Genomic DNA, 26,309 nt, shown 5'->3' with positions numbered 1-26,309 from the left:
AATAATCATGACGAAGCGTCGCACGGCGGCTAGAAACGACCCGTCATGAGCACCTCCCCCGACCGCTATCTTTCGACGCGCGGCGACGCCGCCCCGACCAATTTCGCCGACGCCCTGCTGCGCGGCATCGCGCCCGACGGCGGCCTCTACATGCCGCAGACCTGGCCGACCCTGCCCGCCGACGCGGCGCGGCCGGGCCGGACCTATGCCGAGATGGCCAGAGAGGCGATTTCCCCCTTCATCGGCGACGCCCTGCCCGCCGGGGCGCTGGACCGCGCGCTGGAGCGGCTGACCAAGGGCTTCGACCATCCGGCGGTGACGCCTCTGGTCGAATTGGAGCCGGGCCTGTTCGTGCTGGAGCTGTTCCACGGCCCGACCGCCGCCTTCAAGGATCTGGCGATGCAGCTGGTCGCCGCCCTGTCGGACGAGGCCCTGGCCGCGACCGGCCAGAAGTTGACCCTGCTGACCGCCACCAGCGGCGACACCGGCGCCGCCGCCGTGCGCGCCTTCGCGGGCGCCGAGCGCATCAACCTGGTGGTGCTGCACCCGCTGGACCGCGTCTCGCCCGTGCAGCGCAAGCAGATGACGACGGTGCAGGCCGACAACGTCCTGAACCTGGCGGTGCGCGGCGATTTCGACGACTGCCAGCGTCTGGTGAAGGGCCTGCTGGCCGAGGAATCCTTGCGCGACGGTCGCCGCCTGTCGTCGGTCAACTCGATCAACTGGGGCCGTCTGGCGGGGCAGATCCCCTACTATGTCTCGGCCACGGCCCAGCTGGGTCAGGCGGCGACCTTCGTCGTCCCTACCGGCAATTTCGGAGATGCTTTCGCCGGCATCGCCGCGAAGAACATGGGCCTGCCGGTCAAGGGCTTCGTCGCCGCCGTCAACCAGAACGACGCCCTGGCCCGCGCCCTCAACGAGGGCGTCTATGCCCGCCGCCCCGCCGTCGAGAGCGGCAGCGTGTCGATGGATGTCCAGGCGCCGTCGAACTTCGAGCGTCTGGTCTATGAGGCCGCGGGCCGCGACGCCGACGCCACCCGCGCCGTCTTCGAAACCTTCGCCCGCGAGGGGTCTGTCACCCTGTCGCCCGACCTGCTGGCCGCCCTGCGCGCCGAGGTGTCCGGCGTCTCCATCGACGAGGCCGCCACCAAGGCCGAGATCGCCCACGCCCACGCCGCCTGGGGCCGCGTCGTCTGCCCGCACACCGCCGTGGCCCTGGCCGCCGCGCGCCGACTGGACCGCGCTGACGGCCCGGTCGTCGCCCTGTCGACCGCCCACCCGTCCAAGTTCGGCGCCTTCGTCTCGGACGTGCTGGGCTTCGAGCCGGAAGCCGCCCCCGTCATCCGCGCCCTGGGCGACCAGCCCGAGCGCCTGACCATCATCGACAATACGGCGGAAGCCGCGCTGGCGGCGGTGAAGGGTTTTACGGCCTAACCTACCCGACGCGGGTGGCGCGGCGTGCCGCGCGGACACTCCAGCGCCGCGCGATCCCAGGCCGCCAGATCGGCGGCGGCCTCATAGGTGGACTCCAGAAAGGCGCAGAGGGCGGCGTCGGGATCAGCCTCGGCCCGCACCGCCGCATAGGGCAGGACGAACTCGCCCAGCCCGGCGTCCCAATGCGCCGCGGCGGGCGCGACCGTCGCCGCCTCGAACCCCGGCGGCGCGGGATAGGCGTAGGCGTAGAAGGCTGGTTCGCGCCCCGAATCGCCGGGCCAAAAGCCCGCGCTGGACACCTCGTGCGAATAGGCCTCGCGCGTCACCGCGTCGGGCAGGTGCGGCACCCCGCCCGGATGCAGGGGCGCCGGTCGCCCCGAGAACCGCGTCACCGCCAGATCGAAGGCGCCCCAGAACAGGTGGACGGGGCTGCACTTGCCCAGAAACCCGGTGCGGTAGAGGTTGAACACCCGGTCGACCTGCACCAGCGCCCGCCAGTAGTCGCGCGCGACCTCGGGGTCATACTGACGAAACCGCTCGTCCAGCGGAAAGGGCGTCGCCTCGGCCATTTCATCGGGGGTCAGGTCGATGCGGCAGGCCACGCCCAGCGCACTCAGGGCGTCCTGCACCTCGGCGTAGAAATCGGCCACCGTCCCGGATTTCAGCACGACCCGGCGTTCGCCCCCGTCGCTGACGCGGATGATCAAGGCCCCGGCGATAAAGTCGAACTCCATCGAAAACCCGACCGCCCCGTGCGGGATCAGTCCGGTCGTCAGCCCCCGCGCCGAGACCCGCAGAGTCACGTGCCAGCCGTGGTTCAGCCAGGGCGTCTGCGACAGCCGCGTCTTGCCGACAATCTGCGCCCACAACTGCAAGGTCTCCATCGTCGGCCACAGCCTCGCCGCTGACAGCTCTGGCCATCCATCCGCGCGCGCCGCCATCCCAAATCTCCTCGCCGGCCCCCTGCCTCAAAATCCCGCGCGGCGAGATCGTTGCATGGAGAGCTGGAAGCAGACCTAGGCGGCGACATCCTATGGGTGGGAAGCGGACGTTCGTCGGTAGAGATTCAGAGGTCGAAGGGTGCCGAGTGTTCCTGTGGCCAAATCACCTGGCGAGCGCCGGATTTCAGTTCCTTGGCAATCACGGCTCGGGAAAGCCATCCCTTGAGCTTGAGGAACGCCTGCACGCGTTCGATGACAGGTCCCCAAGAGCTACGCGGATAGACGAAGATGTTGAAACGACCTTGCCCGAAGTCGTGACCGTCCACGGCGCCGTAGTTATTCTGAGAAAACGCCTGAATCAACGTGTCTTCGACCGCTATGAGGTCGTCGTAGGAATCCCCTTCTGACACTTCAAACTGAATGATGAGCCGATTTCGAAGGTTCGTCGCCACGTCCACTCCGCTGGAAGCACTGGGCTGCAGAATGCAGCGGCAGAGTTCGCCCGGCAAGCCGACGTTTTCGACGCCACCTATGGCTGGATAACGAAGGCCGCCAACCCGTCACGATGAGCGTCCGCTATGGGTCGAAAGCGGCCTCTCGCCCAAGCGCTGGAAGCCGCCCCTGGCTGTCATCACGGATGCGCGGCGAACGCTCCGCTGTCGAGCGGCTGAGGCGCCGGGCGATACCGTCCCTCGACGGCAGGCTCCGGCGTCGCCGTGGCCCGCCCGGAGCGTCGATCCCAGCTGTCCATGATCTCCAGCGCGGCGCGCTCGTTCAGCCGGTCCCGCGCCTCCCCCGTCGCGGCGCGGACGGCGTCCGGCGTCGCATTGAGGCGGTTGACGAAGGCGCGGGTGAGACGCGCCTTGCTGGCGTAGCCGCACAGGCTGGCGATCTCGGCGATCGGCGGGCCGACCGGCGACGACACCAGAATCCAGGCCCGTTGCAGCCGCCGCTCGTCGATGAAGCGTGCGACCCCGCCATAGGGCGCAAAGGTGCGATAGAGGGTGGCGCGCGACACCCCCAGCCGCTCCGCGATCGAGGCGGGCGTCAGGCCAGGGCTCTTGAGATGCTCATCGACGATGGCCTCGGCACCGGCTCGCAGGGACATCTCTTCGCCCCGGGCGCGGGTAGTGTCCGTCAACGCCAGACCCAGCATCTCGATCACGCCCTGAAAGACGACCGAACCCTGGGCAGGGGTCATGCGTCGGGAATCTTCCCACAGACGATGGGTGGTGCTGGTGATCACGCGAGCCAGCGGGTGGTCGGCGCGGATCTCGGTGCAGTGCAGGTCCAGACCGCGCGCGGCCTTGGGCAGCAGGCTGCGCGAGATGACCACCATCATCGCCGTATAGTCGGTGTTGACCACGGTGGCGGCCTTCTTCAGGTCGACGATCAGGATGTCGCCTTCGCGCAGACGTCGCCCTGAGCGCGTCGGCTGCACATCGACCGTGCCCGCCTCGACCAGGATGATGAAGAGCTGATCGGCGCCCGTGGCGGCTACGCGCTCGGCGTCGCGCACCAGGGTCACCGCCCCGCGAAGCACCGAGCGGGAAATGACGCCGTCAAGCAGCACCGCCGTTTCGGCCGAATAGTCGAAATCGGTCTGGGCCGCGGTCAGCTCGGGATCCATATAGAAGGCGAAGGCCACCGAATGGGCGGCGCGACGCATCAGATCGACCATCCGCTCGCCGGGCAGTCGCACATGATGGACGCGGGGGATCGGCTGCTCGCAGTGAAGCTGCCCCCCGGTCGTGTCCATGTTGATCGGCTCCATGGGCGCCTGAATGACCGAGACAACGACGGTATCCAAATCAATTTCTCATTCCTGAGACGGATGGGGCGCAATATCCCGTTCGTGAGACACCGCGACAGCAGTCCTCTCAATGCGCTCGTCCACTCGCGCTGCACTGAGCCGACTTGCGTCGCCAGCACACGGGCCGGCGGGACATTCCGAGCACTTCACGATACAATTCACAACATTGTTATTTAGAATCAAGCCCCAGACAACGACAACCTGCGATTGCCAAACTTGGCTATTTGGGAGGGTTTCATGTCTTGGAAGATAATGGGCGTCGCCGCAGCGAGCCTGACGATCTCGACGATGGTCGGCGCCGCCGCGCCGATGCCTACATTGCAGCAGTACTACCCTGGAGAGGGAATCTACTGCATGGGCCACAGCGCCTGCTACCCGATCGCCTACCAGAGAGAGGTCTACTCCGACGCCGCCTTGACCAATCTGATCGGCAGCGGATCAGACGACTGCACCCAGTCAGGAAGCATGGTCTGGATCACGACGCCTCAGTTGCCCACCGGCTATGAGGTCAAGACTCCGATGTGGGTTTGCACGCCCAGCGGTCCTTACGAGCCCCTCGACTGGTGACGTGAGGAACGGAACGGGGCGGCTGGCGGCCGCCCCGTTTACGGCGAAGAGGATGTCCTCAAGCCACTTCCGCCGCCTTCCAGTAGTCCAGCCGCCGGAAGAAGGGCGCCGGGTCCTTCGGCGTGACCAGGTTGGCGGGGTCGTGGAACAGGCGGTCGTGCAGGCGGGTAAGGGTGAAGCGCACCGCCGCCGCCGCGCCCAGTCCGGGAAGCGCTGCAGCCTCGGCGGGCGTCAGGGGACGCACGGATTCATAGCCCTTCTGGAAGGCGCGCAGGGCCGAGTGCATGGGCCGGCCCTCAGCGTCAAAGCCCCAGGCGCTCAGCGCAATGGCCAGGTCATAGGCCAGGACGTCGGTGCAGCCGAAGTAGAAGTCGATCACCCCGCCGACGTCGCACTTCCCGTGCTCGTTGGTCGCGAACAGGACGTTGTCGGGGAAGTAGTCGGCGTGGATCGGTCCGCGCGGCAGGGCCGGGTCGCTCCACGGCTCGGCCAGACGCGGCAGCAGGGCCTTGATCTGATCCAGCATCTTGCGGTCGACGCCTTTCGCGGGCGCATCGCAGCGCGCGGCCAGCGCCGCCCAGGCCTCGGGCCCGACCGGGTTTTTCCGCTCCAGTGCGAAGTCGGCGGCGTCGAGGTGCAGCAGGGCCAGCACCTGTCCGGCGCGATACTGCTCCTTGTCCGATGGCTGACGCTTCCAGGCGCCCGGCGCCCAGTTCAGGATGGCGGCGGCGCGGCCGTTCAGATGACCGATGATCTCGCCCTGATGATCCGCCACCGGCGACGGCGTGGGGAAGCCGCGCGCCGACAGATGCCGGGTCAGGCCCAGGCAGAAGGGCAGAGACGCCGCGTCCGTCCGTCCCTCGAACAGGGTCAGGACATAGGCGCCGGACGTGGTTTCCAGCTTGTAGTTAGTGTTCTCGACCCCCTCGGCGATCGGCGTCAGCGCGACCAGATCGCCCAGGGGGTAACGCATGAGATAGTCAGCGGCCTGATCCGGCGTGACGGGCGTGAAGACAGCCATATCTAGACTAGCTCCGCCGCCGCGCGACGGGCGCGCACCACGTCGGCCACATCGGCCAGCACGCTCTCGGTCGTGGCCCAGCGCCCGGCGCCGCGCCCCTTGCACGTCCAGACGCGACCGTCCTGTCCATAGACTTTCAAGGCGTTTCTCTCTCCGTTCAGCGACTGGAAGAGCGCGTCTTTCAGATCGCCGTCAAGCCGGACCGAGGCGTCCAGACGACCGTCGCGGTCGTGACAGGCGCCGATCTGGCGCACGGGCCGGTCGCCCAGCGGCGTTTCCGCCGACAGCTCGTCGCGCGGCAGGTCGGCGGGGGCGTGACCAAAGGCCTCGAAGGACAGCAGCTTGACCTTGGCGGCGGCGTCGTGACCCTCCAGATCCGACGACGGGTCTTCCTCAGCGAAGCCCGCCACGCGGGCGTCGGACAGGGCGTCGGCGAAGGCCGCGCCCTCGCCCAGACGTTGCAGCATGAAGTTGACCGTGCCGTTCAGCACCGCCTCGAAGCCAGCGACGGGGCCGGCGGCGCGGGCGGCGCGCAGGGTCTCGATCATCGGCGCCCCGCCGCCGACCGAGGCCGACCAGGCGACGCGACAGCCGTTGGCGGCGGCCAGAGCCTGAAGGCCTGCCGGATCGCGAGCCACGGCCTGCTTGTTGGCGCTGACCACGTCGCAGCCGGCCTCCAGCGCGCGGCGGATCAGGGCGTGACCGGCCTCGCCTTCCGACAGGGCCTCCAGCAGCAGGTCAGGCTTCTTGGCCAGCAGGCCCTCGACGTCGCTGGTGAACAGGTCGGCGGGGGCGGACACATCGCGCGCCTTGCCCGGGTTGCGGACCAGAACCCCGACCACCTCATAGCGTTTGTCGGGCAGCAGACGGTTCAGCAGCCCGCCGCCGACGACGCCGCAACCGGCCAGGGCCACGCGCAGCGGGGCGTTCGGCTGGACCGGGCCAGGAGGGGCGCCGCGCTCGCCGACCACCGTCCCCTCGGCGCGGCCCAGGGCGGCGACCTCGATCTCGACCCCGTGCTGCATGCCCAGATCGATGGCGTCATGCTGAACCAGGGCCCCGCCCAACTGGCGCGCCGTCTCCCAGCTGGCGCGGCGATAGCGCAGCGGCGTGCCCGTTTCCGAGGCTGGATCGCGGTCATAGAGACCGTCCACATCCTTCACCAGGCGCACCCGGTCCAGACCCAGTTCGGCCGCCAGAACCACCGCCGTCAGGTCCGACCCGCCGCGTCCCAGCAGGGCCACCCGGCCGTTGGAGCGTACGCCGCCGAAACCGGGGACCACCACCACCTCATGCTCGGCCAGGGCCTGCGCCAGCCGGTCGCCCTTCAGGCTGACGGGGCGGGCGTGCTGCGCCGGCCCCTCGACCACGATACCCAGTTCCCGCACCGACAGACCCACCGCGTCCAGCCCCACCCGGTCGCAGGCGATGGCGACCAGGGCCGCCGCCTTTTCCTCGCCCAGCACCACATAGGCGGGCAGCAGTTCGTTCTCGTGATCCAGACCCAGGGCGCGGGCGTCGGCCAGCAGCCGGTCCGTGTGACCCGAAAGGGCCGAAACCACCGCCACCACTTTGCGGCCCGCGCGGACATGGCCGTAGATTTCCGAGGCCACGGCGGGGGCTTCGGCGGCGTTGCGCAGGACGGAGGAGCCGAACTTCAGCACCACGACTTCGGCGTCGGGCGCCGCTTGCAGTTTCTGTTTATCGGCGACGAGAGCGAGGGCGGAGGCGGGCATCGGGGTGATCCTGAAGGCGGGGTCTGGGGAAGGTCGGCGTGGGCTCGGGCCATAAAAAAACCCGCCCGGAGGTCCGGGCGGGGTGTTCGGTTTTTGCGTTTCTCGCCTAGGCGGCGCGCATCATCCGGTCCCCGCCCGCAAGGGCATGGTGGTGGTACCGGTGGTCGTAATCATGGACGCAAAGAGACCCGTCGCCGAAGCGGCGATCGCGGTCATCTGCATGCTGGCGAGGCGGTGAAGCACAGGCGGCGTCCGGTTGAAAATCTTGCCTCAAGGGTGGTGCACGACCCCGCACCGCGTCAACCCCGGAAAGGATAAATTTTTCTCATGACAACACCAAAAGCGCGTTTTCACCGACTTTCGACCACCATCGCCGCAAATGAGGTGAAATTTTCCGCTTGACCGGCGCCCTTCGCAACCGCAACGTAAGGTCACTCATCAAGACCGGCTGAGGGATTAGGCCCTTTGACGCCGGGGCAACCATCGGGTTCCGCCCGAAACGGTGCCAACTCCTGCGGGGTTCCCGAGCTTGTCTCGGGGGCCGCGAGAGATGGGTGGAGCATCGACGAGGCGAAGTTCCACGGTCTGTCACTGCATGGGTTCCTTGGCGAGCCGTTTTGCTGAGTGACCGAGACCCATGACCCTGGCCCTGATCGAACCTGTCGAAGCCGTCGAAGACCCCGCCTGTCGGCCCGCGTCCGCACGCCGTCCGTCCGAGCTACTGTCGCGCGACGGCGCCCATGACGTCTTCGTCCCCATCCCCGATGGCTTCCCGCTGGATTTTGGCGGAACCCTGAACCAGAAGCAGGTCGTCGGTCGTCTGCACGGCAAGGCCGGCGCCCCCCTGATCGTCGTGGCTGGCGGCATCTCCGCCGACCGCTACGTCCACCGCACCGAGACCAAGGGCCTGGGCTGGTGGTCGGGCGCCGTGGGCGTTCGCGCCCCCATCGACCTGACCCGCTTCCGCGTCCTGGCCTTCGATTTCGCGCCGGAATTCGGCGACGGCGTGAAGGATCCGAAAACCCCGCTGACCATCACCACCCAGGATCAGGCGCGGCTGCTGGCCCTGCTGCTGGACCACCTCGGCGTGGACAAGGTCGCGGCCTTCATCGGCTGCTCCTACGGCGGCATGATCGCCCTGGCCTTCGGCGAACTCTTCCCCGACTGGGCCGAGCAACTGGTGGTGGTGTCCGCCGCCCACCGCCCTCACCCGCTGGCCACGGCCTGGCGCGGCATCCAGCGCCGCATCCTGCAACTGGGCCTTGAGACCGGCCGCGTGGATCAGGCCGTCGGCCTGGCCCGCGAGCTGGCCATGACCACCTATCGCACCCCCGACGAGTTCGGCGAGCGCTTCGATTCCGAGGCCCCCAGCCACGCAGGGCAAGCCTATCCCGTCTGCGATTATCTGACGGCGCGCGGCCGGGCCTATCGCGACCGCACCACGCCGTCGCGCTGGCTGAGCCTATCGGACTCCATCGACCGCCACCGGGTCGAGCCCGAGGCCATCACCGCCCCCGTCACCCTGATCGGCTTCACCACCGATCGCCTCTGCCCCATCGACGACATGAAGGAGCTGGCCGCGCGCCTGCCCAACCTCTGGCGCTTCGAACAGCATCCCTCCCTCTACGGCCACGACGCCTTCCTCAAGGAAGACGTTCTGGTCGCTGACATTTTGACTTCCGTACTGAAGGACATCGACCAATGAGCCGCGCCGCCCGTCCCGCCGATCCCCGCACCATCGCCGCCCGCTCGGGCGTCGATACGGACACGGCCCACGGCGCGGTCATGCCGCCGCTGTATCTGTCGTCCAACTATTCCTTCGCCGGCTTCGACCAGAAGCGGAAGTATGACTACTCGCGCTCGGGCAACCCGACCCGCGACGTCCTGGCCGAGACCCTGGCCGAGCTGGAAGGCGGCGCCGGCGCCGTCATCACCGCCACCGGCATGGCCGCGGTCGATCTGCCGCTGAGCCTGCTCAACCCCGGCGAGCTGCTGATCGCGCCGCACGACTGCTACGGCGGCACCCACCGCCTGCTGACGGCGCGGGCCAAGAAGGGCCACTTCCGCGTCGCCTTCATTGATCAGAACGACGGCGCGGCCCTCGACGCGGCGCTGGCTGATGGCTGCAAGCTGGTGCTGATCGAGACCCCGTCCAACCCCTTGCTGCGCGTGGTGGATGTGGCCGACGTCTGTCGTCGCGCCCATGCGGTCGGGGCCAAGGTGGTGGCCGACAACACCTTCCTGTCGCCCGCCCTGCAACGCCCTCTGGAGCTGGGCGCCGACATCGTCGTTCACTCGACCACGAAATACATCAACGGTCACTCCGACGTGGTCGGCGGCGCCGTGGTCGCGGCGGATCCGGCGGATCATGCCGAGCTGGCCTGGTGGGCCAACTGCCTGGGCGTCACCGGCTCACCGTTCGACGCCTATCAGACCCTGCGGGGCTTACGCACCCTGTTCACCCGCATCGAGCGCCAGCAGACCACCACGGGCCTGGTCGCCGCCGCGCTGGAAGCGCACCCTGCGGTCAAGGCCGTCCACTATCCGGGCCTGAAGTCCCACCCCGGTTACGCGCTTGCGGCGCGCCAGCAGTCGGGACCGGGCGCCATGCTCAGCTTTGAGCTGAACGGCGGCACGGACGCCGTGCGCGAGCTGATCGACAACCTCGACATCTTCACCCTGGCCGAGTCGCTGGGCGGCGTCGAAAGCCTGATCGCCCACCCCGCCACCATGACCCATGCCGCCATGACGCCTGACGCCCGCGTCACCGCCGGCATCACCGACGGCCTGATCCGCCTGTCGGTCGGGCTTGAGCATCAGGACGATATTCTGGCCGATCTGGTTCAGGCGCTCGACGCCCTGGTGCTGCAACAGGCAGCCTGATGCGAAAAGGGCCTCTCCGGTTCGCCGGAGAGGCCCTCATCTTCACTCGCGCCAGGCTGTCAGGCCACCGCGCGCTCCAGCATCCGCTGCTGACCGCGCGCGTCCATGGCGGCGTCCTCCAGCGAGAACTGACCCATCATCCGGTCCAGCTCGCGCGCGTCCTGCGCCAGCGAGTGGCTGGCGGCGGTGGATTCCTCGACCATGGCCGCGTTCTGCTGGGTGACCTGATCCATCTGGGCCACAGCGATGTTGACCTGTTGCAGGCCGCTGGACTGCTCCTGCGACGAGGCTGAAATCTCGCGGGCGATGGCGGTCAGGCGCGTGATCTGCTCGGCGATCCGTTCCAGCGCATGGCCGGTGTCGCCGACCAGAGACACGCCCTCGCCGACCTGACGGCTGGAGGCCGAGATCAGGGTCTTGATCTCTTTCGCCGCCTCGGCCGAACGCTGGGCCAGAGCCCGCACTTCCGAAGCGACCACGGCGAAGCCGCGGCCGGCTTCGCCCGCGCGCGCCGCCTCGACGCCCGCGTTCAGGGCCAGCAGGTTGGTCTGGAAGGCGATCTCGTCGATCACGCCGATGATGTTGCCGATCTCGTTCGAGGACTGCTCGATCTCGCCCATGGCGACGATGGCGCGGCCGACCACGGCCTGGCCCTGGGTCGCTTCCTGACGGGCGCCGTCGACGACGCCGCCGGCCTCGATGGCGCCCTCGGCCGAGCGGGCCACGGTGGCGGTGATCTGTTCCAGAGCGGCGGCGGTTTCCTCCAGCGAGGCGGCCTGCTGCTCGGTGCGGCGCGACAGGTCGTCGGAGGCCTGGCTGATCTCATGGGCGCTGGCGCCGATGGCGCTGGAGCGATCGACGATGACGCGCATCGTGTTCTGCAGTTGGGCCATCGCCGCGTTGAAGTCGGCGCGCAGCTTTTCATACTCGGGCGCGAAGGCGGTGTTCAGGCGATAGGCCAGTTGGCCGTGGGACAGACGATCCAGACCGGCGGCGATGCCGTCCACGACCTGGGCCTGCTGGCGGGCCGCCTCTGCGTCGCGCTCGGCCTGGGCAATGCGGGCCTGTTCGGCGGCGGCGCGCTGGACCTCGGCCTCGGCTTCCAGACGCACCTTCTCCTCGGCGTTCTGCTTGAAGGTCAGGACGGCGTCGGCCATGTGGCCGATCTCGTCGCGGCGACCCACGGCGGGAATGGCGACGTTCAGATCGCCCGAGGCCAAACGGGCCATGGCGCGGGTCATGGCTTCGACCGGGCGGCTCAGCGCGCCGATCAGCCAGGCGATGGCGCCGAGCGCGATGATTAGCGCCACGACCCCGCCGATGGCGAAGCTCCAGTAGGCTTCCTTGTAGGCGAAGGCCTTGGCCTCGGCGTTAGCAGCGGCGACCACCGCCTCCTTTTCCTGAATGGCGCCGATGGCGGCGCGAATGTCCGACAAGCGCGCGCCAGCTTCCAGTCCGGCGATAGCCTGGGGCTGGGTGGCGGGGTCCCGGGCCAGGGCGATCAGGCCGTCGGCGCTCTGGTGGAAGGCGTCGACCGCGCCCTTCAGCGCCGTCTGCTCCTGACCATAGGCGGCGTTGACGTCGGCGGCGGCCAGGTCGGCCAGCCGCGACACCAGAACCTTGCCCGGCTCCTCGTACTTGGGAATGAAGTCAGCGTCGCGCGTCGCCACAAAGGCGCGCATGGCGTTCTGCTGCTCGACCGCGGCGGCCAGCACCAGGTCCGAGGCCTTGAACATTTCGGCGGAGGCGGCGTTGGCGGCGTCAGCGCGTTGCAGCACCGTCACGGCCCACAGGACCACCATGGTGGCCATCCCGCAGGCCGCGATCACGGCGGCGAAGGACAGCATCAGCTTCTTGGGAACGGACAGGTTTTGCAGCATTTTCTACGCTCGGGGGGAGGACTACAGCCTCTCCCTAACCGCGCGCTGTTCGCCAAAGCCTTATCGTCGCACCCCGGAAATTTACGTAGGCGAAATGGACGTTTCTCAAAGCGCCTTCAGCACCACCGACAGGGCGGTCAGCAGCAGGTAGACCGCGAAGGCCTTGCGCAGCACCTTTCGGTTCAGCCGGTGCGCCAGCCGCGCGCCATAGGGCGCGGTCAAGGCCGTCAGCAGCCCCATGATCACCGCCGCCGGGACGTTGACGTAACCCAGCGACAGCGGCGGACGCCCCGGCGCGTCCCAGCCAAAGGCGGCAAAACCCAGGGCCGCCGTGGCGCCGATGGCCAGACCGAAGCCGCTGGCCGTGGCCACCGCCTGATGGATCGGCCGACCGCACAGGGTCATCATCATGCCCCCGAAACTGCCCCCGCCGACGCCCATCATGGCCGACAGCAGGCCGATGCCTGTGCCCACCCCGCGCCGTCCCCAGCCGGTCGGCAGGTCCTTGCGCAGGGTCACATGCTCGGGCAGCAGCCCCATCTGCATGGCGATCAGCAACAGGCATACGCCATAGACGACGGCCAGCCCCTCCATCGAGGTGAAGCCCGCGATCGCCGCGCCGACCAGACCGCCGAACGCCACCCAGGGCGTCCAGGTCTTCAACACCTGCTCGTCCACCGCCCCATGCGCCCGGTGGGTCGCCAACGACCGCAGCGAGGTGGCGACGATGGTCAGCAGCGAGGTGCCGATGGCGACGTGCAGATTGCTCTCTCCGCCCACCCCCAGCACCGAAAAGGCGTAGAACAGCGCCGGCACCAGCACCGTCCCGCCGCCGACTCCGAACAGGCCGCCGATGACGCCCGCCACCGCGCCCGCCGCGATCAGGGCGGCGAACATCATCAGCAGTTCGGACAGGGGCAGAGCGCTCATGGCCTGGGCATAGCCGCAGCCTTCGCCAGCGTCATCCCGGAAAGGGCGTCAACCTACCCCGCCTTTCGTCATCCTCCGGCGTCCGCAGGGCGACCGGGGGACCCAGCGGCGCCGAAGGCGACCTTTAAAGCAGGCGTCGCGCGTGCAGCTTTCGCCCTCACGGGCGCCGCTGCCCCCCCGGTCAGCGCCGCTGCGCGACTTGCCGGAGGGTGACGAAAGTAGAGATCAGGCCGCTTCTTCGCTCTCGCCAAGCCGCGCCTGCCGCGCCTCGGCCTCGCGCACGGCCTCGACCGCGCGGTCCACAACCTCCAGCCCGGCCCCGGCCTTCACGCCTTCAACGGTCAGGATGCGGCGGAAGGCCCGCGCCCCGGCCCGACCGTGCATCAGGCCCAGCATATGCCGCGCCATGCTGGCCAGATGCGCGCCCTCGGCCAGCCGCCCGGCCATATAGGGACGATAGCGCTCGATGGCGGCGAAGGGATCGACGTCCTCGACATCCATGCCGAAGATGCGGCGATCCACCTGCCCCAGCAGGGCCGGCTCGTGATAGGCGGCGCGGCCCAGCATGACACCGTCCAACTGCACGCCGTCCGCGTCTTCCAGATGCGCCTCGGCCTGATCCAGATCGCCGATCCCGCCGTTGATGCAGATGGTCAGATGCGGCCGCTCGCGCTTCAGGCGCCGCACCAGATCATAGTCCAGCGGCGGCACGTCGCGGTTTTCCTTGGGCGACAGGCCCTTCAGCCAGGCCTTGCGCGCATGAACGATGAAGCTGGTGATCCCCACCGCCGCCGAGGCGTCCACCGTGGCGAACAGGCTGACTTCCGGGTCCTGATCGTCGACGCCGATGCGGCATTTGACGGTGGCGGGGACGCTGACCGCGCCCTTGATCGCCGCCATGCAGTCGGCCACCAGCTCCGGCTCGCGCATCAGGCAGGCGCCGAACTTGCCCGACTGCACCCGGTCCGAGGGGCAGCCGACGTTCAGGTTGATCTCGTCATAGCCGTAGGCCTCGCCGATCTTCGCCGCCTCGGCCAGTTGCACCGGGTCTGAACCGCCCAGCTGCAGCGCCACCGGATGCTCGACCGCGTCGAAGCCCAGCAGCCGCTCGCGGTCGCCGTGGATCACCGCCGGGGCCGTGACCATCTCGGTATAGAGCAGCGCCCGGCTGCTCAGGGCGCGGTGAAACGCCCGGCAGTTGCGGTCGGTCCAGTCCATCATCGGGGCGACGGACAGTCTGTGCGGCAGGTGTTGCGTCATCACTCGGGAAGTCAAGCGGCGGGGATTGGCGGCGGGAAGGCCGGCTATATAGGGCAAACCTTCCCGCAGCGCGAATGAGGCGGCTAGATCGCCCTCTCCCGTCGTTTCACCGTCCGCGCCGCGAACGTCGGCAGGACCAGCAGCGTCAGGGCCGTGGCGGTCAGCAGGCCGCCGATCACCACCGTCGCCAGCGGCTTCTGCACCTCGGCGCCCGCGCCGTGCGCCAGGGCCATGGGCAGGAAGCCGACGATGGCCACGGTCGCCGTGGTCAGCACCGCCCGCAACCGACTGGACGCCCCCTGGACCGCCGCCTCGAACGGGGCCAGCCCCGCCTCCAGCCGCTCACGAATGGCCTGCATCAGCACCAGACCGTTCAACGTCGCCACCCCCGAAACAGCGATGAAGCCGACTGCCGCCGAGACCGAGAAGGGCATCCCCCGCAACAACAGGGCCAGCGCCCCGCCGACCAGGGCCAGAGGCACGCAGGCGAAGACCAACCCCGCCTCAGTGAACGAGCCCAGAGCCATGAACAGCAGGACCCCGATCAGGACGAAGACCACTGGCAGGACCAGCGACAGCCGTTGCTCGGCTCGCTTCAGGTTCTCGAACTGACCGCCCCACTCCAGCCGATAGCCGGGCGGCAGCGGCACGTCCGCTATCGCACCCTGGGCCTCGGCGACGAAGCCGCCCAGATCGCGACCGCGCACATTGGCCTGGACCACGATGCGGCGACTGCCGTCGTGGCGGCTGATCTGGTTCGGCCCCTCGCCCGTCTGGATACGCGCCACCGTCGACAGGGGCGCGATGACCCCATTGGCCGCGACCATCGGCAGAGCTTCCAAGGCGGCGGGATCATTGCGGCCCTCGTCGGCCAGACGCACCACCACGTCGAAACGACGGTCGCCCTCGAAGACCTGACCGGCCTCGGCCCCGCCTACCGCTGCGGACACCGTCTCGCTGACATCCGCCGCCGACAGGCCGTAGTTGGCGGCGTTGAAGCGATCCACGCTGACCGTCAGGGTCGGCAGGCCCGACACCTGCTCCACCTTGACATCGGCCGCGCCCGGCGTCTGGCGCAGGCGGTCCGCGACCTGATCCGCGACCGATTTCATGACCTCGAAATCCTCGCCATAGACCATGACGGCCAGGTCGCTGCGCACGCCCGAGATCAGTTCGTTGAAGCGCAGCTCGATGGGTTGGCTGAACTCGAAGCTGTTGCCGATCTGCTGGCTGGCCGCCTTTTCGATCCGCGCAATCAGCTCTTCTTTCGACAGCTTCGGATCGGGCCAGGCCTTGCGGTCCTTCAGGATGATGACGCTGTCCGAGATGTTGACCGGCATGGGGTCGACCGCCGCCTCGGCCGTGCCCGTGCGTGAAAACACCGTCTCGACTTCCGGCAGTGCGGTGATGACGCGCTCCAGCCCCATCTGCATCTGCAACGACTGCTCCAGCGAGGCCGAGGGGACGCGCGACGCCTGCATGGCGATGTCGCCCTCGTCCAGGGTCGGAATAAACTCGCGCCCCAGAAGCGTGAACGAAATCCCGCCCAGAACCAGCGCCCCTAGGGCCGCCGCCAGCACCACCTTGGGCCGCGTCGCCGCCGCGCGGATGGCGGGCTCGACGCCGCGACGAGCCAAGCGCAGAAGGCGCGTCTCATGCTCCTCGACCCGACCGTGTGCGTCCAGATGGACCTGCTTCGGCTCACGCACCAACAGGGCCGTCATGGCTGGAACGAAGGTGAAGGAGAAAATGAAGGCCCCGATCAGGGCCAGCATGACCGTCGCCCCCATGGGCACGAAGGTCTTGCCCTCGACCCCGTCGAGCATCAGCAGCGGCGTGAAGACGAGCAGGATGATCAGTTGGCCAAAGGCCGCCGGCTTGACCATCTGACGCGCCGCCCGAACCGCGATGTCGAGACGTTCACGCACGACCAGGGCCCGCCCTATTGCACCGCGCTTCCGGCTCAGCATCAGCAGGGTGTTTTCGATCACCACCACGCCGCCGTCGACCATCAGGCCGAAGTCGAGCGCGCCGAGGCTCATCAGGTTTCCGCTGATGCCGAACCGGTTCATGCCGATGACGGCGAACAGGAAGCTCAGCGGGATCATCAGGGCCGTGATCGCCGCCGCGCGGAAATTACCCAACAGCAGGAAGAGGACGACGATGACCAGCATCGCCCCCTCGGTCAGATTCCGGGCCACGGTGGCGATAGTGGAATTTACCAGGGCGCTGCGGTCCAGAACCGGCTCGGCCAACACGTCGGGCGGCAGGCTGTCGTTGACCCTGGCCAGTTGCCGGGCCGCCGCCTGAGCCGTTGTGCGGCTGTTCTCGCCAGCCAGCATCAGGGCGGTGCCCAGAACCGCCTCGTGACCGTCTCGACTGGCGCCGCCCAGACGCGGCGCCTGGCCGATCTCGACCGTGGCCACATCAGAGACCCGCACCGTCAGCCCAGCCCGGTTGACGACCGGCGCCTGGGCCAGATCCTGCAGCGTGCTCGCCCGTGCATCGACGCGCACCACCAAGGCCTCGCCCGCGCGCTGGACATAGCCGGCGCCGGACTGGACGTTGGCCCGCTCCAGCGCCTGGGCCAGATCGGTCACGGACAGACCGTAACGGGTCAAAGCCGCTACGTCGGGCCGCACAGCATATTCCTTCACATAGCCGCCGTTGACGTCGATCCCGGCCAGGCCGGGCGTGTTCCGCATCTGCGGCGCGATGATCCAGTCCTGCACCGTCCGCAGATAGGTGGCGCGCTCCTTTGCGGTCGCCAGACGCTCACCTTCGGGCGTCAGATAGGCGCCGTCGGCCTGCCATCCGGGCTGACCTGTCCTGGCGACCTTGCGGGCATTGAACGGCGCATAGTCGACCGTCCACATCAGCACCTCGCCCAAACCCGTGGTGATGGGGGCCAGGGCCGGCTCCACGCCTTCGGGCAGGTCCGCCGCCGCGCCCCGCATCCGCTCGACCACCTGCTGGCGGGCGAAATAGATGTCGGTGCGGTCGGTGAAGACGACGGTGATCTGGCTGAAGCCGTTGCGCGACAGGGAGCGGGTGCTTTCCAGCCCCGGTAGGCCCGCCATCGCCGTCTCCAGTGGATAGGTGACCTGCCGCTCGACCTGATCCGGCGACAGGGCCGGCGCCAGGGTGGTGATTTGCACCTGCCGGTTGGTGATGTCCGGCACCGCGTCGATCGGCAGGCGGGTCAGATTATACAGGCCGAGACCCGCGATCAGGGCCGCCGCCAACACCACGAACCAGCGATGGCGGACCGAGGCCTCAATGATGAGTTTGAACATCGAACGCCCCTTAGTGACCGTGATCGGCGTCGCCGAGGCCCAGTTGGGCCTTCAGCAGGAAGGCCCCGGCGGCGGCGATCCGTTCGTCGCCGTTCAGCCCGCGCAGGATCTCCGTCCGTCCCCCCGCCTGACGTCCGGTCAGCACCGGCGCGGCGCGGAAGCCGTCCTTGGTCTGGACGAACACCACGGCGCTCCCCTCCACGGTCTGCACCGCTTCGGTCGGCACGGTCACAGCGCCCGGGGCCGCTGTGGTCGTCAGAACGCCCGTGACCGACGCCCCGGCCGGCGGCGGCTGGCCCTGGGTCGGACGGGCGCGAACGACTGTCGCGCCGCTGTCGCCGCCCGCCCCCGCCGCCACGCCAGTAACGACCGCGTCGAACGCGCCGGCCGGTCCCTGCACCTTGATGGTCGAGCCGAGCCGCGCCTGCACCGCCGCCAGCGGCGGGGCGTGGAAGACCAGATCGACGCGGGTCGGGTCCGAGACCTCGGCCACCACGCCACCCTGGGCCGCAAAGCCCCCCGGGCCGACCTGAACCGAGGTCACCACGCCCGAGATCGGCGTCGTCACGCTCAGCCGACCCGCCGCGTTCGGCGCGCCGCTGGCCGCGACCCGCGCGCGAGCCGCGCGCCCCGCCGCCTCGGCCCCCAGATAGCGGGCGTGGGCGGCCTCGACGTCCTGGCGCGCGACCACGCCCTGTTCCGCCAGACGGCTGTCGCGCTGATAGGCGCTACGGGCAGCGTCGGCGGCGGCCGAGGCCGCGTCGGCGTCGGCGCGCATGACGGCGGCGTCGCCACTGACCACCACGGCCAGAACCTGACCGGCTCGCACCGCTTGGCCGGGGGCGACCAGCACCCGCTCGACGCGCCCGCCGACCGGCGCCGCGACCGCCGCGCGAGCGTCGATCATCGGCTCGACCCGCCCGGACAGGCGCACCTCGCCGCCGCCGCCGCGCTCGACAGAGACGACCGAAATACCCGAGGCCTGCATCTGTTCGGCGGTCAGTTGGACGACGCCTTCGGGCGCTTCAGCCGCCTCGGCCTCAGCCTCGGCGGCGACCGCCTGCGCTGGCTCCGCGCCGTCGCGAGTCAGCAGAAAGGCCGCCCCGCCGACAGCGATGACGACGACGGCCGCGCCCGTCAGAAGCCGGGCGCGGTTGTTCATGAACGGACGCATCAGCGACCTCCTTCAAAGGGGGCGCGGCCCTGCAGGCGCGCCAGATCAACTTCGGCGCGCACCCGCGCCAGACGGGCCTCGACGGCGGCGTCGCGCGCCGCGATCAGGGCCGAGCGGGTCGAACGGAGTTCAAGCTGGGAGATGCGTCCCGCCTCGAACCCAAGCCGCGACAGGCGATAGGCTTCCTCGGCCGAGGTCACGCCCATGTCGCCGACCGCCACCCGGTTGGCCGAGACCCGCAGCCGGGCCAGGGCCGCGCTGCGCTCGGCGGCCTCGGCCATTCGCGCGCCCGTCACGCGGGCCTCGGCGGCGCGGTGTTCAGCCCGCGCGGCGTCGATATTGCCGCGATTGCGATCGAACAGCGGCAGAGGCATGGAGACGCCGAACGTCAGGGCCGTGGCGTCCTCGGCCTGATAGCGGGTCACCCCCACCGAAGCGCTGACATTGGGCCGCGCCTCGATCTGCTCGCGCCGGATCCGGCGCGCCGCGGTTTCGGCCTCGGCCTCGGCCACACGCACCGTCAACGAGGTCTCGCCGCTGTCTGGAAAGGTCGGAGAGGTCCGGTCCAACAGGCCGTCGCCAACCGACGTCACCGGCGTCGGCAGCATGGCCACAGCGGTCAATCGGGCAAAGGCTGCGTCGCGCTCGGCGCGGGCCTCTTCCGTGGAGATGCGCGCGGCGGCGGCTTCGGTTTCCGCCTGGATGCCGCGCAACAGAGGCTCGCGTCCCTCCTCTACCAGCGCCATGGCGGCGCGGGCATCGGCCAGGGCCAGGGCCAGGGCCTCCTCGGCCAGCGCGAAGCGACGCTCGGCCGCCTCGGCCTCGGCATAGGTCAGGGCCAGACGCGCGACCGTCTCGGCGTCCGTCAAATCCCGGCGCAGGGCGCTGATCCCCGCTTCCGCGCGGGCCACGTCGATGCGCGCGCCGCGACGCCCGCCCAGTTCCAGGTTCTGGGTGACGTCGAGACTGATCTCGGCCTCACCCCACCCCGCGTAGGGCTTGCCGCCCAACACCCCGTCGGCGCGCACGGCCAGTTCGGGGTTCGGTCGGACGCCCGCCTGATGCAGGCGCGCCTCGGCGGCCTCCAGCAGGGCCTGGGCCTCCTGACGCGCCGGTGTCTGACCGATCCGTTGCAGCAGGGTCTCATAGGCCGGCGCGGGGTCCGCCCGCGCAGGGCCGACGTCCCAGGCCGCGACGGCCAGGACGCAGCCGGCCGCGACAAGCGGCAGCCGGCGTTTCAGGGAATTCATGGTTCCTATCCCGAATGACTGACAAGAAGACGCGCCAGGCGGCGCGGCGTCTGATCAGCTTCGGGGCGGGCGCTCCAGACCGCTGGGCGCGCGCGAGATCATCAGGTCGCCGGGCACGGGCGTCGGCAGACTAGCCCCGCCAAACGCCACGGGGGTCACGCCCCCGAACGGGGCCAGAGCATTGGTGGCGTGGTGGCAATGGCCGTGGGCGCAGGCCGCGTCTCCATCCAGACCGGCGTGGTCGCCCGCATCATCCGCGTCATGGACTTCGACGATCAGCCCGTCAGCCGCCACGACGTCATGCGGCAGTTCGGGACCGCAAACCGCGGCGTCGGCGACGGGCACGAGACCGAACATGGTGACGACGAGCGCCAGAAGCGCCCCCAACACCATCGTCCTGAATCCACCCGAGACCATGACCTTCAGATAACACGGCGCGAATGGTTCGCACGACCCTGAATCATCCACGCGCCGATCCGCCGCAGCGCTGGTCCGTCATCAGAACCAGGCCTTGATCCCGACGACGAAGCGCGTCGCGTCCACGTCGTCGCCCCGCGCCCTGGCGTAGTCGGCGGTGTCACCGAACGCGCGGCTCCACTCAATCCCGACATAGGGGGCGAACTCCTTGCGGATTTCGTAGCGCAGGCGCAGCCCCGCCGTGACCGAGGTCAGACCCGAACCCATCTCCAGCTCAGGGATGTCGCTCGCCGAGAAGGCCGCCTCGATCGCTGGTTGGAGGATCCACTTCTGGGTGATGCGCTGGTCGTATTCGGCCTCGGCGCGGGCGGTCAGATCGCCCTCGGTCGACAGGAAGGCGGCGGCGCTCATCTCGAACCAGTAGGGCGCGACGCCCTGGACGCCCACGGTCAGGTGGGTCGTGTCGTCGCCGTCGGGACGGAAGTCCTGACGCACGCCGGCCTGCACGTCCCAGAAGGGGGCGACGGCGCGGCTGTAGAGGGCCTGGAGCTCGGCGTCGTGCAGCTTGCCGTCGAAGGCCCCTTCGCCCTCGGTCTTCCACCAGAAGCGGTTGATGTCGCCGCCAGTCCAGCCCTGGGCGTTCCAGCTGTAGCTCTTCTCGCCGTCGCCGAAGCTGGCCTCGAGCGTGTCGATCAGTACGGCGGTCGTGCGCACGTCGCCGTTCTCGACCAGCAGTTGCTTGCGCGACGCCGCCATCACAGCCGGGTCGAACAGCAGGTCCGCCGCATGGGCGGGCGCGGCCCGGGCGGCGGCGGGCGGCGGCGTCTCGACCATGCGGCCGCCGACGGCGTCCACGCTGGTCGGGATGTTGGGCGCGCCGCCGGTCATGGCCGACATGTCATGACCGGCGCGGGGATCAGTCTGGGTCGGCGCCATGTCGTGACCCGCGTGCGGGTCGGCGGCAGGCGTCTGAGCCGGAGCCCTCTGCATCCCGCTCATGTCATGGCCAGCGTGCGGGTCCGCCGCAGCCGCAGGAGCCGCGCTCATGGCATGACCGGCATGAGGATCGACCGGCGCCGGCTGGGCGGCGTGCCCCGCATGGCCGCTCATGTCATGGCCCGCATGGGGATCGGCAGCAGGCGTCTCAGCCGCAGCCTTCTTCATGCAGTCCATGTCATGGCCAGCGCGGTCGCTCATGTCGTGACCGGCGTGAGCGCCTTCCTGACCCGCGCAATTGGGGCAGGCGCAGGTCCTGGGCGTCGGTTGTTCCGTCGTGGGAGCTGCGGCCGCGCCCATGTTGTGACCCGCGTGCGGATCGGCGGCGGGCGTCTGGACCGGAGCCGCCTGCATCCCGTTCATGTCGTGGCCGGCGTGCGGGTCCGCCGCCGCCGGGGCCGCAGGCGCAGCAGGCCGAGGCGCGGCGACGCGCGGCTTGGGCTTGGGCGCAGGCCTCGGACGGGCTTGCGGCGGGCGCACGGGCGCGGCGTGGGCGCCGTGGCCTCCATGCTCCCCATGGCTCTGAGCGACGGCGGAGCCGGCGGCCAGCATCAGGGGCAGAACCGCGACAGCGGCGAACAGGGCGCGGCTCATCGGGCGGCTCCTTCCAGCGGACGAACCGTGACGACGTTGAACATCCCCGCATGCATGTGCATCAGCAGGTGGCAGTGGAAGGCCCAGTCGCCCGGCGCATTGGCGGTCAGGTCGAAGGTGACCTTGCCCCCCGGCGCCACGTTGACCGTGTGTTTCAGCGGCTGATAGCCGTCGTGGCCGTTGACCAGTTCGAAGAAGTGGCCGTGCAGGTGGATGGGGTGGGCCATCATGGTGTCGTTGACCAGGGTCACGCGCACCCGCTCGTTCAGCTCGAAGCGGATCGGCTCGACCAGCTCCGAGAACTTGCGCCCGTCAAAGCCCCACATGAACCGCTCCATATTGCCGGTCAGGTGGATTTCCATCGAACGCGACGGCGGGCGGGTGTCCGTGTTGGGCGTCAGCGAGCGCAGGTCGGTATAGACCAGCACCCGGTGATCAACGTCCTGAAGCCCCTGCGGGCGGTCGCCGAGACGGTTGGCGGGCGCGGGCGCGATGGCGTCCACGCCGACCCCGACGGCCATGTCAGCAGGGGCATTGTTCGGATCGCGCATGCTCATGGCGCCGTGATCCATCGGCGCGGCAGCGGCCGCTCCGGCTGCAGCGCCTCCCGCTGCACCATGGGCCGAATGGTCCATCCCGGCCATCGCGCCGTGGTCCATGCCGCCCATGCCCATGTCCTTCATGGTCAAGTTCGGCACCTTGCGCAGCGGCGGCACCTCGGCCGTCATGCCCAGACGCGGGGCCAGGGTGGCGCGGCCCATGCCCGAGCGGTCGATGGCTTCCGAGACGATGGTGTAGGCGCGGTCCTCAGTCGGGCGGACGATGACGTCATAGGTCTCGGCGACCGAGATCTGGAACTCGTCGACCTCGACCGGACGCACGTGCTCGCCGTCGGCCTGGACCACGGTCATGGCCAGACCGGGGATGCGGACGTTGAAGATCGACATGGCCGAGGCGTTGATGACGCGCAGGCGCACCCGCTCGCCGGGCCGGAACAGGCCGGTCCAGTTCTCTTCAGGGCCGTGGCCGTTGACCAGATAGGTATAGGTGGTGCCGTTGACGTCGAGGATGTCGCGCGGGTCCATGCGCATCCCGCCCCACATCCGGCGCTCGGCCAGATTCATGCCGTCCGAGCCGTCCAGCAGACCCGCCAGCGTCGTCTTCTGCATGTTGAAGTAGCCGGGGCTCTTCTTCAGCTTGGCCAGGATTTCGTGCGGATGCAGGAAGCTCCAGTCCGACAGGACCAGAACATGCTCGCGGTCATAGCCGACCGGATCGACACCCGCCGGGTCGATGACGATGGGGCCATAGTGGCCCATGGCCTCCTGCAGGCCCGAGTGGCTGTGATACCAGTAGGTGCCCGACTGCTTGATCGGGAACTCGTAGACGAAGGTCTCGCGCGGCTTGATGCCGGGGAAGCTGACGCCCGGAACGCCGTCCATCTGGAAGGGCAGCAGCAGGCCGTGCCAGTGGATCGAGGTGTCTTCGTCCAGGGTGTTGGTCACCGACAGGCGCACGTTCTGGCCCTCGCGCATGCGCAGCAGGGGCGCGGGCAAGAGGCCGTTGACGGTGAAGGCGTGGCCCGTGCGCCCGCCGACGGTGAAGTTGGAGTGCCCCACCGTCAGGTCGATGTTCGGCCCCGTCAGCGTCGGCAGGTCGGCGCGCAGGCCGGGTGATCCGGTTTGCGCCCAGGCGGGCAGCAGCCCCGAAAGACCAAGCAGCCCGCCGCCCGCGGCCGCGCCGCGCAACAGAGATCTGCGATCGAGAGCCATGCTCGACATGGAGAGGATCATCCTTCTTGTACCGGCCCGCGCCTGACGATTTCGACGCGGGCTTCACTGCTATTACGCAGCCCGGCGCAACGCCCCTTGCGACAGGACGCCACAGAGCGTCCAAGACTATCACGCCCGCCACGAGGGATGACCGCGACCGGCGCGTAGGATCATGCAGGGACGCGCCCCACAAAGGCGCAAGAGGGGGCAAACCACCGTGAAACTGCTTCGACTATCCACCCAGATCCACAAGTGGGTCGCGCTCGTCATCGGCCTGCAGGTGCTGTTCTGGGTCGGCGGGGGTCTGGTGATGACCGCCATCCCCATCGAGACCGTCCGCAGCGAACATCGCTTCCAGAAGCCGGACTACCCCGCCTTCGCCATCGACGCCCTGGTCCCGGTCCAGACGGTGGCCGCCGGCCTGTCGGCCCCGATCGACAAGGCCGAGTTGCGCCCCACCCCGCGCGGCCCAGCCTGGGTCCTCACGCCCGAGGGCGGCGAGCCGGTCATGCTGTCGGCGCTGGACGGCAAGCCCTTTGCGGCCTTCCCCCGCGCCGAGGCCCTGCGTCTGGCCCAAGCCGTCTATCGCGGCGAGGCCCGCGCCGAAAAGGCTACCCTCCTCGCCGAGGCTCCGCGCGAGACGGGCCGCGAAGGCCCGCTGTGGCGCGTCGACTTCAACGACTTCGAACACACCAGCTTCTATCTGTCGCCCGAGACCGGCGAGGTCGTGACCCGGCGCTCCGACGTCTGGCGCTTCTATGACTTCTTCTGGCGGCTGCACATTCTCGACTTCAAGAACGGCGAGAACTTCAACCATCCGACCCTGATCATCATCACCGTCCTGACGCTCAGCATGGTGATCAGCGGCTTCATGCTGCTGTGGATCAAGCTGGCGCGCGACTGGACGGTGCATCAGGCCACCCGTCGCAAGCTGGCGCAGAAGGCCTGATGTGAGCCTAGAGGGATGCCGGCGGCGCCAGCATCCCCATCGCCCCGATCAAGGCCAGGATCAGAAGACCCAGGGCCAGCTCGGCGCCGAGGCTGAGCCTCAGCCCCGCCAGACCGCCCTGCCCCCGCTCCAGAGCCGGGGTCGAGCGGAACCGGTGCAGCGCCGCCAGCCCCAGCATGGCCGCGAACGCCGCCAGCTTGACCGCCAGCAGACGGCCATAGGGCGTCTCATTCAGGCTGACGACCCGTTCGATCCCGACCAGGTAAAAGCTGTTGATCAGGCCCGTCACCAGCAGGACGGCGACACAGAGCGTCCCGACCTGGGCGAAGCCGCCCAGCGCCCTCGCCAGCTCAGTCTTCGCCGCCACATCCGTCTCGATCCGCCGCGTCGCCATGGCCACGAAGGCGAAGACGGCGCCCAGCCAGATCAGGGCGGCGACGGCGTGGGCGATGTCCGAGGCCAGATGCAGGCCATGCCCCGGCCCCTCGGTGGCCGCGCCGTGGCCGGTCCAGGCGAAGCTGGCCGCGACGACCAGACCCAAGGACAGACCGACCAACCACAGCCCGCGTCCCGGTCGCAGCGCCAGAACGGCCAACAGAAACAAGAGCCCCGCCGCGATCCGCACCACATAGGCCGCGCCCAGCGACGTGCCGCCGACGACAAAGCCCAAAGCCTCCGGGTTCAGCGCCTGATCCAGCGCCCCGGCCATCAGCCCGGTCTGCAGGGCCAGAGCCGCCGTCGCCAGCAGCGCCAGCATGGCAGCGCTCCACCCCAGGGCCGGACGCGCCCAACCGGGCGGCTGTCCTCCGAAGACCCCGCCGCCGTAGAGCATGAAGGCGGGCAACCCCATTGCCACGGTGGCCGCCGCGTACTGGGCCGCGCGCAGCCCCATCAGCCAAGCCTCCATGCTCAGCGCACGGTGAAGGGAACGGATCCCGTCATGCGGTGGCCGTCGCTGGAGGCCAGCCGCCAGTTGATCACATAGGCGCCCGCCGCCAGCGGCCGGGCCACGGGCGCGCTCAGGGTCTTGCCGTCCTCGCTGACGGTCGTGCGCACCGGGGTCTTCACGCCCGCGGCGTTGACGACCTCGAAGGTCGAGAAGGCCGGGGCCATCTTCTCGCTGAAGGTCAGGCTGATGGCGCGCGGCGAGGCCACGCTTGATCCGGCCACCGGGGTCGAGCTGACCAGACGCGCATGGGCGGCGGCGACGCCGGGCAGCATCAGGGTCGTGGCGACGGCCACCGCAGGCAGAAGGCGAAACAGGGTCATGGGATTCTCCTTGAGGAAATCAGCTCTCCCAACCTCTACGCATCGACCCGATCGCCCCCTCGAGAAGGGGCGTTGACCTTACCATGACGGGAAGGTTTAGAAGGTTCAGGCTGAATAACGACGAAAG

21 protein-coding genes and 1 riboswitch are annotated in these 26,309 nt (G+C 69.2%); of the genes, 5 read left to right on the top strand and 16 right to left on the bottom strand.

Features of this window, described 5'->3' with window-relative positions; genetic code table 11:
• Window positions 1-45 precede the first annotated feature (45 nt).
• On the top strand, window positions 46-1,434 hold the full coding sequence (gene thrC, locus ACIQTU_RS04745; RefSeq protein WP_400543064.1) for a threonine synthase: 1,389 nt from the start codon (window positions 46-48) through the stop codon (window positions 1,432-1,434).
• Here the strand turns inward: thrC and ACIQTU_RS04740 are convergent.
• The 3 genes from ACIQTU_RS04740 to ACIQTU_RS04730 all read right to left on the bottom strand — a co-directional run bounded on the left by ACIQTU_RS04740 (window position 1,431) and on the right by ACIQTU_RS04730 (window position 4,185).
• Window positions 1,431-2,375, bottom strand: coding sequence for a DUF5996 family protein (locus ACIQTU_RS04740; protein WP_400543062.1), 945 nt, complete (start codon window positions 2,373-2,375; stop codon window positions 1,431-1,433). The two genes, thrC and ACIQTU_RS04740, sit on opposite strands and share 4 nt — an antisense overlap.
• 125 nt (window positions 2,376-2,500) lie before the next feature.
• Entirely contained in the window at window positions 2,501-2,827 is a 327-nt protein-coding gene (locus ACIQTU_RS04735) for a hypothetical protein (protein WP_400543059.1), read from the bottom strand.
• A gap of 179 nt (window positions 2,828-3,006) precedes the next feature.
• Entirely contained in the window at window positions 3,007-4,185 is a 1,179-nt protein-coding gene (locus ACIQTU_RS04730; protein WP_400543056.1) for a helix-turn-helix domain-containing protein, read from the bottom strand.
• 240 nt (window positions 4,186-4,425) lie between these two features.
• Here ACIQTU_RS04730 and ACIQTU_RS04725 point away from each other — a divergent pair, with 240 nt between their 5' ends.
• A complete protein-coding gene (locus ACIQTU_RS04725; RefSeq protein ID WP_400543053.1) occupies window positions 4,426-4,755 on the top strand; it encodes a hypothetical protein in 330 nt (109 codons plus the stop codon).
• A gap of 58 nt (window positions 4,756-4,813) precedes the next feature.
• Here ACIQTU_RS04725 and ACIQTU_RS04720 read toward each other — a convergent pair whose 3' ends face one another.
• Window positions 4,814-5,776 (bottom strand): homoserine kinase, encoded by a 963-nt coding sequence (locus ACIQTU_RS04720; RefSeq protein WP_400543050.1) that lies wholly within the window; start codon window positions 5,774-5,776, stop codon window positions 4,814-4,816.
• A 2-nt stretch (window positions 5,777-5,778) separates the two neighbouring features.
• Window positions 5,779-7,512, bottom strand: a complete 1,734-nt coding sequence (locus tag ACIQTU_RS04715; RefSeq protein WP_400543047.1) for a homoserine dehydrogenase — start codon at window positions 7,510-7,512, stop codon at window positions 5,779-5,781.
• A 432-nt stretch (window positions 7,513-7,944) separates the two neighbouring features.
• Window positions 7,945-8,069: riboswitch (SAM riboswitch) on the top strand.
• A gap of 80 nt (window positions 8,070-8,149) precedes the next feature.
• On the opposite strand from ACIQTU_RS04715, the gene ACIQTU_RS04710 reads away from it, so the two are divergent.
• Both ACIQTU_RS04710 and metB read left to right on the top strand, forming a co-directional pair.
• Window positions 8,150-9,217: a homoserine O-succinyltransferase gene (locus tag ACIQTU_RS04710; protein WP_400543044.1), complete on the top strand. Its 1,068-nt coding sequence runs from the start codon at window positions 8,150-8,152 to the stop codon at window positions 9,215-9,217.
• Window positions 9,214-10,395, top strand: coding sequence for a cystathionine gamma-synthase (gene metB / locus ACIQTU_RS04705; protein WP_400543041.1), 1,182 nt, complete (start codon window positions 9,214-9,216; stop codon window positions 10,393-10,395). Before ACIQTU_RS04710 ends, metB begins: the two co-directional genes overlap by 4 nt.
• A 59-nt stretch (window positions 10,396-10,454) precedes the next feature.
• On the opposite strand, the gene ACIQTU_RS04700 is transcribed toward metB, so the two are convergent.
• The 9 genes from ACIQTU_RS04700 to ACIQTU_RS04660 all read right to left on the bottom strand — a co-directional run bounded on the left by ACIQTU_RS04700 (window position 10,455) and on the right by ACIQTU_RS04660 (window position 23,973).
• On the bottom strand, window positions 10,455-12,275 hold the full coding sequence (locus tag ACIQTU_RS04700; protein WP_400543038.1) for a methyl-accepting chemotaxis protein: 1,821 nt from the start codon (window positions 12,273-12,275) through the stop codon (window positions 10,455-10,457).
• 105 nt (window positions 12,276-12,380) lie between these two features.
• Window positions 12,381-13,205 carry a sulfite exporter TauE/SafE family protein gene (locus tag ACIQTU_RS04695; protein WP_400543035.1) on the bottom strand — a complete coding sequence of 275 codons (825 nt, stop codon included), beginning with the start codon at window positions 13,203-13,205 and terminating at the stop codon, window positions 12,381-12,383.
• 225 nt (window positions 13,206-13,430) lie between these two features.
• Window positions 13,431-14,465: a tRNA dihydrouridine(20/20a) synthase DusA gene (gene dusA, locus ACIQTU_RS04690; protein ID WP_400543766.1), complete on the bottom strand. Its 1,035-nt coding sequence runs from the start codon at window positions 14,463-14,465 to the stop codon at window positions 13,431-13,433.
• 83 nt (window positions 14,466-14,548) lie between these two features.
• On the bottom strand, window positions 14,549-17,761 hold the full coding sequence (locus ACIQTU_RS04685) for an efflux RND transporter permease subunit (protein WP_400543032.1): 3,213 nt from the start codon (window positions 17,759-17,761) through the stop codon (window positions 14,549-14,551).
• A gap of 10 nt (window positions 17,762-17,771) precedes the next feature.
• Window positions 17,772-18,935, bottom strand: a complete 1,164-nt coding sequence (locus tag ACIQTU_RS04680; protein ID WP_400543030.1) for an efflux RND transporter periplasmic adaptor subunit — start codon at window positions 18,933-18,935, stop codon at window positions 17,772-17,774.
• Window positions 18,935-20,185 carry a TolC family protein gene (locus tag ACIQTU_RS04675; protein ID WP_400543027.1) on the bottom strand — a complete coding sequence of 417 codons (1,251 nt, stop codon included), beginning with the start codon at window positions 20,183-20,185 and terminating at the stop codon, window positions 18,935-18,937. The genes ACIQTU_RS04680 and ACIQTU_RS04675 overlap by 1 nt, the downstream gene beginning before the upstream one ends.
• Window positions 20,186-20,239: 54 nt before the next feature.
• Entirely contained in the window at window positions 20,240-20,578 is a 339-nt protein-coding gene (locus ACIQTU_RS04670; RefSeq protein ID WP_400543024.1) for a hypothetical protein, read from the bottom strand.
• Window positions 20,579-20,683: 105 nt separating this feature from the next.
• A complete protein-coding gene (locus ACIQTU_RS04665; RefSeq protein ID WP_400543021.1) occupies window positions 20,684-22,192 on the bottom strand; it encodes a copper resistance protein B in 1,509 nt (502 codons plus the stop codon).
• Complete coding sequence (locus tag ACIQTU_RS04660; protein WP_400543018.1) at window positions 22,189-23,973, bottom strand: copper resistance system multicopper oxidase; 1,785 nt, start codon at window positions 23,971-23,973, stop codon at window positions 22,189-22,191. Before ACIQTU_RS04660 ends, ACIQTU_RS04665 begins: the two co-directional genes overlap by 4 nt.
• Window positions 23,974-24,181: 208 nt before the next feature.
• On the opposite strand from ACIQTU_RS04660, the gene ACIQTU_RS04655 reads away from it, so the two are divergent.
• Entirely contained in the window at window positions 24,182-24,913 is a 732-nt protein-coding gene (locus tag ACIQTU_RS04655; RefSeq protein ID WP_400543015.1) for a PepSY domain-containing protein, read from the top strand.
• Window positions 24,914-24,920: 7 nt separating this feature from the next.
• On the opposite strand, the gene copD is transcribed toward ACIQTU_RS04655, so the two are convergent.
• Together copD and copC are read right to left on the bottom strand one after the other, a co-directional pair.
• Entirely contained in the window at window positions 24,921-25,805 is an 885-nt protein-coding gene (gene copD / locus ACIQTU_RS04650) for a copper homeostasis membrane protein CopD (protein WP_400543012.1), read from the bottom strand.
• 17 nt (window positions 25,806-25,822) lie between these two features.
• A complete protein-coding gene (gene copC / locus ACIQTU_RS04645) occupies window positions 25,823-26,182 on the bottom strand; it encodes a copper homeostasis periplasmic binding protein CopC (RefSeq protein ID WP_400543009.1) in 360 nt (119 codons plus the stop codon).
• Between the last annotated feature and the right edge of the window lie 127 nt (window positions 26,183-26,309).

The sequence above is a fragment of the Brevundimonas sp. NPDC090276 genome (assembly GCF_044772165.1).
Taxonomy (GTDB): domain Bacteria; phylum Pseudomonadota; class Alphaproteobacteria; order Caulobacterales; family Caulobacteraceae; genus Brevundimonas.
Note: the sequence above shows the minus strand (reverse complement) of the source record. Positions and strands in the feature narration are given on the sequence as shown.